General features: G+C 65.3%; 14 protein-coding genes and 1 pseudogene. 14 read left to right on the forward strand and 1 reads right to left on the reverse strand.

Annotated elements, in window-relative coordinates:
* Window positions 1–2: 2 nt before the first annotated feature.
* The 12 genes from dapA (at window position 3) to motA (ending at window position 9,800) form a co-directional block, all read left to right on the forward strand.
* Entirely contained in the window at window positions 3–881 is an 879-nt protein-coding gene (gene dapA / locus B7X49_RS04050) for a 4-hydroxy-tetrahydrodipicolinate synthase (RefSeq protein ID WP_286703524.1), read from the forward strand.
* The gene (gene smpB, locus B7X49_RS04055) at window positions 881–1,363 is read left to right on the forward strand and encodes an SsrA-binding protein SmpB (protein WP_029311192.1); all 483 of its coding nucleotides are present in this window, start codon (window positions 881–883) and stop codon (window positions 1,361–1,363) included. The genes dapA and smpB overlap by 1 nt, the downstream gene beginning before the upstream one ends.
* Before the next feature lie 209 nt (window positions 1,364–1,572).
* Entirely contained in the window at window positions 1,573–1,962 is a 390-nt protein-coding gene (locus B7X49_RS04060) for a type II toxin-antitoxin system HicB family antitoxin (RefSeq protein ID WP_286703525.1), read from the forward strand.
* A gap of 92 nt (window positions 1,963–2,054) precedes the next feature.
* On the forward strand, window positions 2,055–2,510 hold the full coding sequence (locus B7X49_RS04065; protein ID WP_286703526.1) for a cupin domain-containing protein: 456 nt from the start codon (window positions 2,055–2,057) through the stop codon (window positions 2,508–2,510).
* Between the two features lie 11 nt (window positions 2,511–2,521).
* A complete protein-coding gene (locus tag B7X49_RS04070) occupies window positions 2,522–3,196 on the forward strand; it encodes a molybdopterin-dependent oxidoreductase (RefSeq protein WP_286703527.1) in 675 nt (224 codons plus the stop codon).
* A 3-nt stretch (window positions 3,197–3,199) separates the two neighbouring features.
* Complete coding sequence (locus B7X49_RS04075; RefSeq protein ID WP_286703528.1) at window positions 3,200–3,772, forward strand: GNAT family N-acetyltransferase; 573 nt, start codon at window positions 3,200–3,202, stop codon at window positions 3,770–3,772.
* A 27-nt stretch (window positions 3,773–3,799) separates the two neighbouring features.
* Window positions 3,800–4,285, forward strand: coding sequence for a peroxiredoxin (locus B7X49_RS04080; protein ID WP_286703529.1), 486 nt, complete (start codon window positions 3,800–3,802; stop codon window positions 4,283–4,285).
* A gap of 2 nt (window positions 4,286–4,287) precedes the next feature.
* The gene (locus tag B7X49_RS04085) at window positions 4,288–5,382 is read left to right on the forward strand and encodes a glycosyltransferase family 2 protein (RefSeq protein ID WP_286838364.1); all 1,095 of its coding nucleotides are present in this window, start codon (window positions 4,288–4,290) and stop codon (window positions 5,380–5,382) included.
* On the forward strand, window positions 5,379–6,812 hold the full coding sequence (locus B7X49_RS04090; protein ID WP_286838367.1) for a glycosyltransferase family 39 protein: 1,434 nt from the start codon (window positions 5,379–5,381) through the stop codon (window positions 6,810–6,812). The genes B7X49_RS04085 and B7X49_RS04090 overlap by 4 nt, the downstream gene beginning before the upstream one ends.
* On the forward strand, window positions 6,809–7,786 hold the full coding sequence (locus tag B7X49_RS04095) for a threonine/serine dehydratase (protein ID WP_286703532.1): 978 nt from the start codon (window positions 6,809–6,811) through the stop codon (window positions 7,784–7,786). Before B7X49_RS04090 ends, B7X49_RS04095 begins: the two co-directional genes overlap by 4 nt.
* Window positions 7,787–7,838: 52 nt before the next feature.
* Window positions 7,839–8,891 (forward strand): flagellar motor protein MotB, encoded by a 1,053-nt coding sequence (locus B7X49_RS04100; protein WP_286703533.1) that lies wholly within the window; start codon window positions 7,839–7,841, stop codon window positions 8,889–8,891.
* Between the two features lie 39 nt (window positions 8,892–8,930).
* Window positions 8,931–9,800: a flagellar motor stator protein MotA gene (gene motA / locus B7X49_RS04105; protein ID WP_286703534.1), complete on the forward strand. Its 870-nt coding sequence runs from the start codon at window positions 8,931–8,933 to the stop codon at window positions 9,798–9,800.
* A 12-nt stretch (window positions 9,801–9,812) separates the two neighbouring features.
* Here motA and B7X49_RS04110 read toward each other — a convergent pair whose 3' ends face one another.
* Complete coding sequence (locus tag B7X49_RS04110; protein WP_286703535.1) at window positions 9,813–10,316, reverse strand: GNAT family N-acetyltransferase; 504 nt, start codon at window positions 10,314–10,316, stop codon at window positions 9,813–9,815.
* Between the two features lie 316 nt (window positions 10,317–10,632).
* Between B7X49_RS04110 and B7X49_RS04120 the strand changes: the two are divergent.
* Together B7X49_RS04120 and B7X49_RS04125 are read left to right on the forward strand one after the other, a co-directional pair.
* Window positions 10,633–12,791, forward strand: a pseudogene (locus tag B7X49_RS04120) (peptidase domain-containing ABC transporter).
* Window positions 12,792–12,795: 4 nt separating this feature from the next.
* Entirely contained in the window at window positions 12,796–14,196 is a 1,401-nt protein-coding gene (locus tag B7X49_RS04125; protein ID WP_286838376.1) for an HlyD family type I secretion periplasmic adaptor subunit, read from the forward strand.
* Window positions 14,197–14,212 lie beyond the last annotated feature (16 nt).

The following is a 14,212-nucleotide window of genomic DNA, read 5'->3' on the forward strand; positions in this document are numbered from 1 at the left end:
CAATGTTCCAAGGTTCACTGGTAGCGCTGATCACCCCGATGCAGGCCGACGGCAGCATCGATGAGGCGGCGCTCGAAAATTTCATCGAATGGCAAATCGCCGAGGGCACCCACGGCCTCGTGCCGGTCGGCACCACCGGCGAATCACCGACGCTGAGCCACGACGAGCATAAGCGCGTGGTCGAACTGACCATCCGCATCGCGGCGAAGCGCGTGCCCGTCATCGCCGGCGCCGGCTCCAACGCCACCGCCGAGGCGATCAACCTCGCCCAGCACGCCCAGTCGGTCGGCGCGGATGGCGTCCTGGTCGTCACACCCTATTACAATAAACCCACCCAGGACGGTCTGATCCTGCACTACACCGCCATCGCCGATTCAATCGACATTCCGGTGATCATCTACAACATCCCCTCGCGCTCGGTGATCGACATGAGCGTGGCAACCATGGCCAAGCTCGCCAAACACCGCAACATCGCCGGCGTGAAGGACGCAACCGCCAACCTCTCGCGCCCGCTGCACACCACCGCCACCTGCGGCCCCGATTTCTGCCAACTCTCCGGCGAAGATCACACCGCACTCGCCTTCCTCGCCGCCGGCGGCCACGGCTGCATCTCGGTCAGCGCCAACATCGCACCCCGCCTCTGCGCCGAACTGCACAACGCCTGGCAGCGCGGCGACGTCGCCGCCGCCATGGCGATCCAGGCGCGCCTGCTGCCCCTGCACGATGCCATGTTCGTCGAAACCAACCCCGCGCCGGCCAAATACGCCGCCTCCCTGCTCGGCTACGGCACCCCCGATTGCCGCCTGCCGCTCGCCCCGCTGAGTGAAGCCGCGCGCGCCCAGATGCACGCCGCCATGGTCTCCGTCGGATTGATCAACTGATGGCGGAGCCGAAAAAAAAATCGATGCTGATCTCCCACGGCATCGCAGCACAGAACCGCAAGGCGCGCTTCAACTACACCATCCTCAGCACGCTCGAAGCCGGCATCGTGCTACGCGGCGCGGAAGTGAAATCGCTCCGCATGGGCCGCGCCACTCTCACCGAGGCCTTCGCCGGCGAACGCGACGGCGAGATGTTCCTGTTCAACATGTACATCCCCGAATACCAGGGCGGCGTCCTCTCGCGCTTCGATACCAAAGGCCCGCGCAAACTCCTGCTCAAACGCAAGGAAATCAACACCCTGATCGGCGCCGTCGCCCGCGCCGGCTCGACCGTGGTCCCGCTCGATGTCCACTTCAACCCACGCGGCGTCGCCAAAGTCACGCTCGGCATCGCCGAAGGCCGCAAACAACACGACAAACGCGCGGCTGTCGCGAAACGGGATTGGGATCGGGATAAGGCGCGACTGCTGAGGAACAGGTAAAGCAAGGCGTTCTTTTTTGAAAAAAAGAACCAAAAAACTTTCTGACTCTGGGGCACGGGCGTTTTCAAAGGCACGGACCCAAATTAACAAAGTTTTTTTTGCTTCTTTTTTGTTCACAAAAAAGAAGTTTCTTACTTGCCTTACGCCTCGCCTGAGCGGCACGTTACGCAGCATCGAGCGGCAATCCGGCGTGAAATTACGAGGTTGACATGATCAGCTATTACCCCGCCATCATCGAACGCGGCAGCGACGGTTTCGGGGTCTTCTTCCCCGATCTCCCCGGCTGCACCAGCGCTGGCGACACGGTTCAAGATGCCGCGATCAACGCCGAAGCCGCCCTCCAGGCCTGGCTTGAACTCAGCGCCGAGCACGGCGATTCCATCGCGCCGCCCTCCGACCTCTCGACCTTGGTGCTCGACGACGACGTGGTCGAAGCCGCCCGCATCCTGGTCCGTGCCGAGACCAATTCGCGCTCGGTCCGCGTCAATATCACCTTGCCGGAAGACCTCCTCCACGCGATCGACCGCTACGCCGAACGCAACGGCTTCAGCCGCTCCGGCGTCCTCGCCCAAGCCGCACGAGAACGCCTGCGCGCCTGAATCGATGCTAAGCCCCGATCCGATTCCAAAAAGTTTTTTGCTTCTTTTTTGCAAAAAAGAAGGCCTCACTTAACCTTCCCTCGGAGCACCCCATGGACTGGCAACACAACGGCGTCCGCGTCATCCCCGGCGACCAACTCGACCCCAACACCCCGCAGACCCCGGGCATGAGCCGCGCCGCGGCGATCAACCACGCCCGCGTCGGTGCCCAGAAACTCTGGGCCGGCACCGTCACCATCGACCCCGATGCCAAGACCGGCGCGCATCATCATGGCGCGCTGGAAAGCGTGATCTTCGTGGTGAAGGGCAGGGCGCGGATGCGCTGGGGCGAGCGCCTCGAATTCACCGCCGAAGCCGGGCCGGGCGATTTCATCTTCATCCCGCCCTATGTGCCGCACCAGGAAATCAACGCCAGCACCGATGAACGGCTGGAATGCATGCTGGTCCGCTCCGACAACGAAGCGGTGGTGGTCAATCTCGATATCGACCCGGTCGAAACCCCCAGCGAAGTCGCCTGGATCGACCCGATCCACCAACACCAGCACTGAAAGGCGCCGCCATGACCGAGACCGACAAGGACAGCATCAGCCTGCTCGGCCAGATCAAAGACAAACTGATCGGCCGCAAACAGGATTGGTCGCGCGACGGCCGCGCCCTCACCGGCACCACCGCGCCGCACGCCCAGCGCCTGCCGCCCGGCCAGCGCCTGGTGAGCGACTGGCCGGTGCTCGATCTCGGCATCCAACCGGAAATCCCGCACGCCGCCTTCCGCCTCACCATCGACGGCGAAGTTACCAACCCGGTCACGCTGGACTGGAACGCCCTGATGGACCTGCCGCAGCACGAGAGCGTGTCGGACATGCACTGCGTCACCACCTGGTCGCGCTACGACAACCACTGGCGCGGCATCGCGGTCGCCACCATCCTCGACCTCGTCCAACCGCACAACACCGCCACCCACGTCCTGTTCGAATCGCACGACGACTACACGACCAACCTCACGCTCGAACAATTCGCCGCCGAGGATTGCTACCTGGTCCATACCTGGGAGGGCAAACCGATCACCCGTCAGCACGGTGGCCCGCTCCGCGTCCTGGTGCCGCGCTACTATCTCTGGAAATCGGCCAAATGGGTCCGCCGCATCACCTTCGCTGGCGCCGACCACCCGGGTTTCTGGGAAACCCGCGGCTACAACAACAACGCGGACCCCTGGCTCGAAGAACGCTATAGCTGAACCATGGTCCGATCGGTGATGCTGTTCGAAGCTTCCGGCCTCCGCGTCTCGATGCTCGACGATGCCACTGATCGCGAGGCAGTGACCGAACTATCCGCCGCCTGCGCCGATTACGCCCTGATGGTCACCGGCGCGCCACCGACGCCACAGGACGGCGAGCGGTTTTTCCAGGATTGCCCACCCGGCCGCAGCCTCGATACCATGCTGAAACTTGGCGTTCGGGGCGACTCGAATACGCTGCGATGCCTGATCGATGTCGTGCGTGACTATCCCGAACCGGGCATCTGGTACATCGGCCTGCTGATGGTCCACCCAACCGATCGCCGCACCGGGCTGGGACGATCATTGATCGAAGGGCTGGCACGCCACGCAGCGGGGCAGGGCGCTCAGCGATTGAGCCTCGGCGTGGTCGAGGCCAATAACGCCGCCCTCGCATTCTGGACCGCGCTGGGATTTACCGAATGCCGCCGCACACGAGGCCAGCGGATCGGCAGCCTAGACCATCTGGTCATCGAAATGGACCGCACTCTGGTGCCCGCTTCACGGATCGCGGCACTTCGGCTACCAGACCGCTGAGCGATGCCCCATTCAGGAGACCAACCTATGATCAAAGTCGGTGACAAGCTGCCGTCCATAAAACTGATGACCCCCGGCGCCGAAGGCCCGCAGGAGGTCGATACCGCCGATCTGTTCGCCGGCAAGACCGTGGTGATGTTCGCCGTGCCCGGCGCCTTCACCCCCACCTGCAGTGCCAAGCACCTGCCCGGCTTTACCGAGCATTACGATGCGCTGAAGGCCAAGGGTGTCGATTCCATCATCTGCCTCGCGGTGAACGACGTGTTCGTGATGGGCGCCTGGGCCGCCAGCCAGAAGGGCGCCGATCACATCACCTTCCTGGCTGATGGGTCCGGCATGTTCACCCGCGCGCTCGGCCTCGAGCTTGATCTGGTGGCACGCGGCCTCGGTGTGCGCAGCCAACGCTTCGCTTTGATCGCCAAGGACGGCGTGGTCACCCATCTCGCGGTCGAGCAGGCCGGCGGGTTCGAGGTCAGCCGCGCCGAGGCGATCCTGGAGGCGCTGCCCGCCTGACCATGACCGATGCGCCAGCTCCGGCGCTCTGCGTTGTCGTGCCGTGCTACAACGAAGCCCTGAACGTCGCCCCGATGGTCGCGGCCCTCGATGCCGCGCTCACCGGCATCGCCTGGGAAGTCGTGTTCGTCGATGACGACAGCCCGGACGGCACGGCCGATACGGTGCGCCGCATCGCGCGCACAGACCCACGGGTGCGCTGCCTGCGCCGGATCGGCCGGCGCGGCCTGTCCTCGGCGGTAATCGAGGGGGCCTTGTCGAGTTCGGCCGATTTCATCGCGGTGATCGACGGCGATCTCCAGCACGATGAAACCCGCCTGCCGGCGATGCTGCACAAAGTCGAAGACGGCGCGGATATCGCGATCGGCAGCCGCCACGTCGGCGATGGCGACGCCGCAGGCCTCGCCTCGCCGCTGCGCGAACGCCTGTCCGCCACCGGCATCAGCCTCGCCCAGATGCTCGCCCGCGCCCCGATCAACGACCCGATGAGCGGATTTTTCCTGCTCCGCCGCACCAGGTTCGAGGCGCTGGCGCATCGGCTGAACGGGCAGGGGTTCAAGATCCTGCTCGACCTGCTGCTGGCATCGCCGCAACCGCTGACCATCGTCGAGGTACCGTACCAGTTCCGCCCGCGCACCGCCGGCGAAAGCAAGCTCGACATTCTGGTGCTGGTCCAATTCGCCGGCCTGCTGATCGACAAATCGCTGGGCGGCGTCCTGCCGCTGCGCTTCCTCGCCTTCGCCCTGGTCGGCGCGTTCGGCATGCTGGTCAATCTGGTGGTCACCAGCGCAGCCCGCCATCTCGGCCTCGATTTCGGCACTGCTCAGACCATCGGCACCATCATCGCAATGGTCGCGAATTTCGAGCTGAACAACCGGCTGACCTATCGCACCATGCGGCTGCGCGCAGGCGGCTATTGGCGCGGCCTCGTCTTGTTCATGCTGGTGTGCGGCCTGGGCGCGATCGCCAATATCGGCATCGCGCGCGCGCTGTATCACGACAACACCGCCGGACTCGCCGCGAGTGCGGCGGGTGCGGCGATCGGCGTGGTCTGGAACTACGCGGTATCGGCCACGCTGGTCTGGCGCGCGCGGTGACCCCGCGCGCCTGGCTCATCCTGCTCGCGGCGCTGACCGCGCTGCGGCTGATCGTCGCCGCAATCGTCCCGCTCGCGCCGGACGAGGCCTATTACTGGCTCTGGTCGCGCCACCTCCAGCCCGGCTATTTCGACGATTCGCCGCTGATCGCCTGGTGGATTCGCATCGGAACGTCCGTGTTCGGCTCTTCCATGCTGGGGATTCGCCTGCTCTCGCCGATCAGTGCCGCCATCGGCTCGCTGCTGCTATGGCGCGCCGGCGAGGATCTGTTTCCCGCACGCAGCGCCGGGCTGATGGCGGCGGTGCTGCTGAACGCCACCCTGCTGCTCAACGCCGGCGCCATCGTCACCACGCCCGATACACCTTTGTTATTGTTCTGGACCGCGACACTCGCCGCCGTCGCGCGCTGGCACGCCACCGCCGACGACCGCTGGTGGCTCGCCGCCGGCCTCGCCGCCGGCCTCGCGCTCGATGCCAAATACACCGGCCTGCTCATCCTGGTCGCGATCGGCCTCTGGCTGCTGACCACCCCGGCCGGCCGCGCCGCGCTCGCCCGCCCGCTGCCCTGGCTCGGTCTCGCCCTGTCCTTCGTGGTGTTCGCCCCGGTCATCCTCTGGAACGCCGATCACGGCTGGGCCAGCTTCGCCAAGCAGGGCGGCCGCAGCGCGCATCTCGACCTCGCCGGCGCGCCCGGCCATCTGGCGGGGCTGATCGGCAGCCAGATCGGCCTGGTCACGCCCGGGGTGATCGTACTGATGACCATCGGTCTCTGGTCAGCACTGCGCCGGCGCAGCCCGGCCGGCGATCTGGTCGCCCTCACCGTACTGGTACCCGGCGCGGTGTTCGCCGAACATATCCTCTCGGGTGCGGTCCAACCCAACTGGCCGGCGATCATGATCCCCGGCGCCGCGCTGGCCGCCGCCGGCGCCGCGCCCGGCATCACCCGCCGCTTCCTCACCCCCGCCGCCGCCCTGGGGGCCGCGATGTCCGCTTTGGTCTACGCCCAGGCGATCGCCGCACCGCTGCCGCTCCCGGTCGCGCGCGATCCCACCGCGCTGCAACTCGCCGGCTGGCGCGGCCTCGCCACGGCGCTGGGTGCGCTGGCACGGGCTCATCACGTCGATACCATCGGCGCGGTCGATTACGGTCTGGTCGCCGAACTCGGCCATGATGCGTCACGCCACCTCGCGGTGGTCGGCATCGGCGCGCGTTGGCAGTATTTCGCGCGCCCCCGGCTGAAAGCGGGTCAGACCCTGCTGCTGATCGCGCCGGTTTATCTGCCCACCCCGGTCGCGCCGCGGTTTACCCGCATCGTTTTCCTCGGCACGATGGCGCGCCGGCGCGCAGGTGCGGCGATCCGATCCTACAACGTCTTCGAGGTGACATTCATGGGCCACGCCCAATCCGCCATCATGCGAGCGGCACGATGATCCCGACGCCCGACGATGTGCACCGCGCCGCGGCGCTGATCGTCCCGCATATCGTCCGCACCCCCACGCTGCGTTCGGCGGCACTCGATGAACGGACCGGCACGACCGCGTTCATCAAGGCCGAACCCCTGCAGCGCACCGGCAGCTTCAAGCTGCGCGGTGCCACCAACGCGCTGCACCGCCTGCCGGAAGCGGTGCGCCGGCACGGCGTGGTCACCTATTCCTCGGGCAATCACGGTCAGGCGATCGCCTGCGCCGCCGCGGCGCTCGGCATCGGTGCGACCATCGTGATGCCGGCCGATGCCCCGTCGATCAAGCGCGAAGCGACCGCCGCCTGGGGTGCAACGATCGTGCCGTTCGACCGGCGCACCGAGGACCGCGCCGCGATCGGCCAGGACATCGCGGCGCGCACCGGGGCCACGTTGATCCCGCCGTTCGAGCATCCGGACGTGATCGCCGGGCAGGGCACGCTCGCGCTCGAACTGGTGGCGGATGCGCGCGCGGCCGGCGCCGAGCTTGATTTCATCCTGGTCTGCACCGGCGGCGGCGGCCTCACCGCCGGCTGCGCACTGGCGCTGCAAAGCGTCTCGCCGATGACGCGCCTGATCGCGGTTGAACCCGAAGGCTGGGACGATACCGGCCGCTCGCTCGCCGCCGGCACCCTTATCACCAACGACGGCACCGGTTCACCGCTGTGCGACGCGCTGCTGGCCATGACACCGGGGGCGCTGACCTTCTCGATCAACCAGCGCCTGCTCGCCGGCGCGGTCGCGGTGACCGATGCAGCGGTACTGCGCGCGATCGGTTTTGCGGCACGGCACCTGAAACTGGTCGTCGAGCCGGGCGGCGCGGTGGCGCTTGCGGCCCTGCTCGGCGAAGCCCTGCCGCTCGCGGGCCTGACCGTCGGCGTCATCCTGTCCGGCGGCAATATCGACCCCGCCATCTTTGCCCGCGCATTAACCGACCCCGATTAGTCTTTCGTTAACCCCGCCCCGCGATACTGCCCCCGAAGGCGGTGCAACAACGATGGCTTCAAAGAAACCACGAGCGGGCAAGGCGGGTAATCAGGCGGTCAACGTCATTATCCGCAAGGAAGAGATTGTCGAGGGCGGCCATCACGGCGGCGCCTGGAAGGTCGCTTACGCCGATTTCGTGACCGCGATGATGGCATTCTTCCTGCTGATGTGGCTGATCAACGCAACCACGGAAGCCCAGCGTGTCGGCCTCGCCGATTATTTCAGCCAGGCCAATGTGCTCAATCGTGGCGCCTCCGGTGAGGGCAAGCCGTTCGGCGGCCGCACCCCGTTCGATCATGGCGCCCTCACGTCCGATCTCGGGGCCGTGCGCGTCACCGTCGGGCACAATCCGGTCTCGCCAACCGTGCCGCACGTGCCGCAAGGCCAACAAATCCGCCCGGTCAACGCGACCGGCCAACATCTCGCCAATGTCACGACGACCCAGCAAGGCGCCGCCAAACCCGGCACCGGTGCAGTGCCGAGCATGACACCCCCGCCCGCGGCACCGAGCGTGTCCGCCGTCGCCAACGGCGGCCTCGCCGCGGGCAATCTCGGCCATCGCCGCTTCGCCGCCGCATCCCAGGCGATGACGCAGGCGATCAAAGCCGATCCGGCGCTGCGGGTGCTCTCTCATCAGATCAGTATCCACGAAACGCCGCAGGGCCTCGAAATCCAGATCATGGACACCCACAAGCGGCCGATGTTCAAGCTCGGTTCATCGGAACCCAACGCCATGACCGGCGCGCTGATCCGCAAGATCACGCCGATCCTGGACAAGCTGGCGGACCCGATCAAGATTTCCGGCTATACCGATGCCACGCCCTATATCGGCACCGGCCAGAGCAACTGGGATCTGTCGGTCGAGCGCGCGAACGCGACGCGCCGGCTGATGGAGCAGGCCGGCCTGCCGAAACCGCTGATCAGTGCCGTGGTCGGCTATGCCGACCGCGATCTGCTGCTACCAAAAACGCCGCGCGCCGCAGGCAACCGGCGGGTCGCAATCCTCGTATTGCGTCCCGCGCCGGTGAATGGGGTCAAAACATATGGTGCGACCGCGCCATGACCCGATATTCGAAGATCTGTTTGAATAATTCGGTGAGTGATGCTGACTTTGGGAGGCGTGGCCTTTCTGCTCGTCTGCGTATTCGGGGTGTTTATCGCCACCGGCGGCGCAATCGGGCCGTTAATGAAATCAATGCCGCTGGAATTCGTCACGATCGGCGGTGCCGCGATCGGCACGTTCATCGCCGGCAACTCGATGCACGCCATCAAACACACGCTGGGCGATTTCAAAAAGGTGATGAAGGGCGGCTCCTTCAAAAAGACCGACTACACCGAATTGCTCTGCATGCTGTTCTATCTGGTCCGGCTCGCCTCGACCAAGGGGGCCATGGCGCTCGAAGCCCATATCGAACGGCCGGAAGAGAGCCCGGTATTTCAGCATTTTCCCCGCATCCTGAAAAACCACCACGCGACGGCCATCATGTGCGACTATCTGCGCATGGTCGGCATGAACGCCGATGATCCCCATCAGATCGAAGACGTCATGGCCCGCGAATTACGCAAGACCCTGAACGAGGAATTGCACGGTGCCCACACATTGCAGACCATGGCGGATGGTCTGCCCGCGCTCGGCATCGTCGCCGCCGTGCTCGGCGTCATCAAGACCATGGCCCATATCAGCCAGCCGCCCGCCATTCTCGGCGAAATGATCGGCGAGGCGCTGACCGGCACATTCCTCGGCGTTCTGCTGGCCTACGGCATCGTCAGCCCGCTCGCCGTGCGGATGCGCGGCGTGGTCGAGGAGGATTCGCGCTATTTCGAAGTGATCCGCGCCGTTCTGGTCGCGCATCTGCACGGCAACGCGCCGCAGGTCAGTGTCGAGATCGGGCGCAAAATGGTGCCCAACCTCCACATGCCGAGCTTCGCCGAACTCGAGGAATCGGTGCAGACCCTGAAAATCGGCGCCTGACGATGCGCCGCCTCAATTATCAGCGTCGAGGGCGCGCTGCATGATGATCACATCGAGCCAGCGGCCGAACTTGAACCCGACATCGCGCATCGTCCCGACGCGCTGAAACCCGAGGCTCGCATGCACCCCGATCGAGCCGGTATTCTCGGAATCACCGATCACCGCCAGCATCTGGCGAAACCCGCCGGCCCGCGCATCGCTCAACAGGCGCCCGACCAGCGCCTTGCCGACCCCCTGACCCCGCACGTTCTCGCGGACATACACACTATCCTCGGCGGTGAACCGATAGGCCGAGCGCGGGCGATACTGATCGAAATAAGCAAACCCGAGCAAGCCGGTCGCATCGGTCGCCACCAGCCACGAACGTCCGGCCGCCACGATCTGCCGATGGCGGGCGGCAATCTCCTCGAGGGGAGGGGGGATTTCCTCGAACGTGCCGGTACCCTCGAGCACATGATGGGCATAAATCGCCTGGCACTCGGGCAGGTCCTCGGCGGTCGCGGGGCGGATTTCCATGCGCAATCGACTCCAATTGAACGAGCCCCAGTGATGCCGCCGCCACCGCGGCACCGCAAGGGCCTCGCGGGGATCCGTCCCGCCCGCCGCCGCTAACGCCGTGGAACAACCGGACCATTCGGCTATGGAAGAGGGGACCACTTGTGTGCTATTATCGAGACCGGGTTGGAGATTTGATCTATTTCATTGAATTCGACCACCGTTTCTGGTCTGTTGCAGTGCGGCGTAAGCCGTGCGCATCTCAATCGCGTTCGCTACACATTGATCGTCACCCGGTCAGACCCTAACCGGGCCAATACAAGGGACAGCTCGCCCCATGAATGATATCGTCGACAGCGCCGGCGCCGCCTCCCCCGATCGCAGTAGCGAGGAGACCGAAGCGGAACACGTCCGCATCCTCGCGGTCAAGGCCGCCGCACGGTTCCACGGCGTCGATCTCGATACCGAGACGCTGACGCTCGATCCCAAGGACCCCGCGCCGTCCTCGCCGCATCTGGTCGAATGGCTGCGCGAATCCGGCCTGTGGGCGCGCTGATGGTCTCCAACGATCGCGACCGCTCAATCATCTTCGTGCGCGACCCGCGCGCGCCGCTCGGCTCGGCGCCGATCGCGGTCGATGAAATCCAGCTGCGCCAGGTCTGGGATGGCGCGGTGCTGCTGATCCGCGGCGAACGCGACGGCCAGGATGTCGAGCCGCCGTTCAATTTCTCTTTGCTGTGGCGCATGGTCCTGATCGAAAAGCGCATCCTGCGCGATGTCGCGATCAGTTCGATCACGCTGACCATTCTGCAGGTCCTGCCGATCCTGATGATCATGGTCGTGCTGAACACCGTGATCATCTACAAGAGCATCAACACCCTCATTCTCGTCACGCTGATCTTCATCGTCTGCATCCTCTGGGAAGCGCTGCTCACCTGGGGCCGGCGCATGATGCTGGTCATTCTGTCCACCAGGATCGACGCCAGGCTCAACCTGATGATCTTCGATCGGCTGATGACCCTGCCGATCGATTTCTTCGAAAAAAACCAGGCCGGCGATCTGTCCTACAAAGTCGGCCAGATCTACCGGGTGCGCGATTTCATCACCGGGCGGCTGCTTTCGACCTTCATCGACATGTTCATGGTCGCGTTGATCCTGCCGATCCTGTTCTATCTCGATGCCTTCCTGGCCTGGACCATCCTGATCGCGGCCGGCATCATCGCCGTCATCATCACCGCGTTCCTGCCCGCCATCGCGCATCTCACCGGCAAGATCATCGCGGCGGAAAGCCTTAAGGGCGCCGTCCTCGTCGAGAGCATCTACGGCATCCGCACTGTCAAGGCGCTCGCGCTGGAAAAAGTGCGCGCCGATGAATGGGATGCCCGCGTCGCCGAAACCAGCCGCCTCAACATGCAGATGGGCAAGCTCTCCAACTGGCCGGTCGTGCTGTCGCTGCCGTTCGAACGCTATGCCCAGGGCGGCGTCCTGCTGCTGGGGGGCTACATCGCGGTGACCTCGCAGAATCCGCTGGCGCTGGGCGGGTTGGTCGGGTTCATGCTGCTCGGCGGCCGCGTCGCCGGTCCGCTGGTCTCCTTCGCCCGGCTGATCCAGGATGCGCAGGAAGCCCGCGCCGCCATCGCCATCGTCGGTCACGTGTTGAACCGCCCGACCGAGCGCCGCGCGCTCAACACCGGCCTGCGCCCGCAGTTCCGCGGCTCCGTCGCGTTCGAAAACGTCACGTTCAGCTACGAGGGCACCAAGACTCCGGCGCTGAACAAGGTCAGTTTCGCGGTTCCGGAAGGCACCATGCTCGGCATCGTCGGGCGGTCCGGCTCGGGTAAATCGACCGTGACGCGCCTGCTCCAGGGCATCAACCGCGAATACACCGGCGCGGTCAAAATCGACAACACCGAGCTCCGCGAGATCAATCTGCGGCATCTGCGCAGAAGCTTCGGCGTGGTGCTGCAGGATAATTTCCTATTCCGCGGTTCGGTGCGCGACAATATCATCGCCGGCCGCCCCGGCCTCAGCTTCGAGGACGCGATCCGCGCGGCAAGGCTGGCCGGTGCCGAAGAGTTCATCGAACGTCTGCCGCAGGGCTATGAAACCTTCATCCAGGAAGGCTCGCCCAACCTGTCCGGCGGCCAGAAGCAGCGCCTCGCGATCGCCCGCGCCCTGATCGCCGACCCCCGCCTGCTGATCCTCGATGAGGCGACCAGCGCGCTCGATCCGGAAAGCGAGGCGCTGATCAACGCCAACCTGCTGCGGATCGCCAGCAACCGGACCATGGTGATCATTTCGCACCGCCTCGCCTCGCTGGTCGAATGCGACCAGATCCTGGTGATGGATTCGGGCCAGGTGGTCGACCTCGGCAAACATGGCGAGCTGGTCGAACGCTGCGCGATCTATCGTCATCTGTGGTTGCAGCAGAACCGCCATATGAACCCCGAAGGGGCGCGCAACGCGCCGACCCCGACACTCGCGCAGGGAGACTGAGCTTATGGCAAACCCCACCCCGCCGCGCCCATCCGGCGCGACCGGCTCCGGCCTCGCCCTGGCCAGCCCCGGGCAACTCGGCGACACGCCGATGGCCCTGCTCGAGTTCCAGTCGCCCACCGCCGCCGTCATCGCGATCCCGGTGCCCGCGATCTCGCGCTACACCGCCCTCATCGTCACGGCGATGGTGTTCGCCCTGCTCATCATCGCCTCGACCGTCCGGGTCAGCAAAGTGGTCACCGCCCAGGGCAAGCTGATCTCCTCCGCACCGACCATCATGCTCCAGCCGTTCGACACCTCGATCGTGCAGTCGATCGATGTCCGCGAAGGCCAGATCGTCCACAAAGGCGAATTGCTCGCCCGGCTGAACCCGACCTTCGCACGCGCCAACCTCACGGCGTTGCGCGCGCAGGTCGTCGCCCTCTCGGCCCAGCAGGCAAGGCTGGTCGCCGAAGCCACGGGTAAAACCTACGCGCCGGCCCACCCCAACCCTGCCCAGGCGCTGCAGGCCGCGATTTTCGCGAGCCGCAAGGCCGAGCGCACCTACACGGTCGAGAATTACGACCAGAAAATCGCCGAGCTCCACCTGATCGTGACCAAGAGCGTGCAGGAAGCCGGGTTCTTCAAAAAGCAGGTCGGCGTCGCGCAGGACGTCGAGAATATGCGCAACCAGCTGCAGAAAATGCAGGTCGGCAGCAAGCTCAACTCGCTGCTCGCCTTGAACGACCGCCTGACCGTGTCGAGCTCGCTATCGAGCGCGAGCGAGCGCGATCTGGCCGCCCAGCGCGCCGAACGCGACGCGTATGAGAAAAAATGGTCGGCCGCCGTCTCCGAAGATCTCGCCGAGACTACGAGCAAGCTGGTCACGGCGCAGCAGGATCTGTCCAAGGCGCAGTTGCAGAGCCAGCTGGTCGTGTTGCGCGCCCCGCGTGACGCCATCGTGCTCACGGTGGCGCATGTGTCGGTCGGCTCGGTGCTGCAATCGGGTGAGAAATTCATCTCGCTGGTCCCGGTCGATGCGCCGCTCACGGTCGAGGCCGATATCAGCGGCACCGAATCGGGCTATGTCCATATCGGCGATCCGGTCACGATCAATTTCGACACGTTCGATTTCCTGCGTTACGGCTCGGCCAAGGGCACGCTGAAATCGGTCAGCGCCGACAGTTTCAGCCCGGAACAAACCCCGGGCGAGGGCGGCTCGGCGCTGCCGAACCGGCCGCATTCGCTGTATTATCGCGCCGATATCTCGCTCGACGAGTTGATGCTGCACAACGTGCCGCCGGGCTTCCGCCTGGTGCCCGGCATGCCGCTGAACGCGAACATCAAGGTAGGACGCCGTACCATCATGTCGTATTTCATCACCAAGATCATGCCGGTCGCTTACGACAGTTTGCGTGAGCCCTGATCGGCGCGCGTAGCAG

The sequence above is a fragment of the Acidiphilium sp. 34-64-41 genome, assembly GCF_002282635.1.
GTDB classification, from domain to species: Bacteria; Pseudomonadota; Alphaproteobacteria; order Acetobacterales; family Acetobacteraceae; genus Acidiphilium; species Acidiphilium rubrum.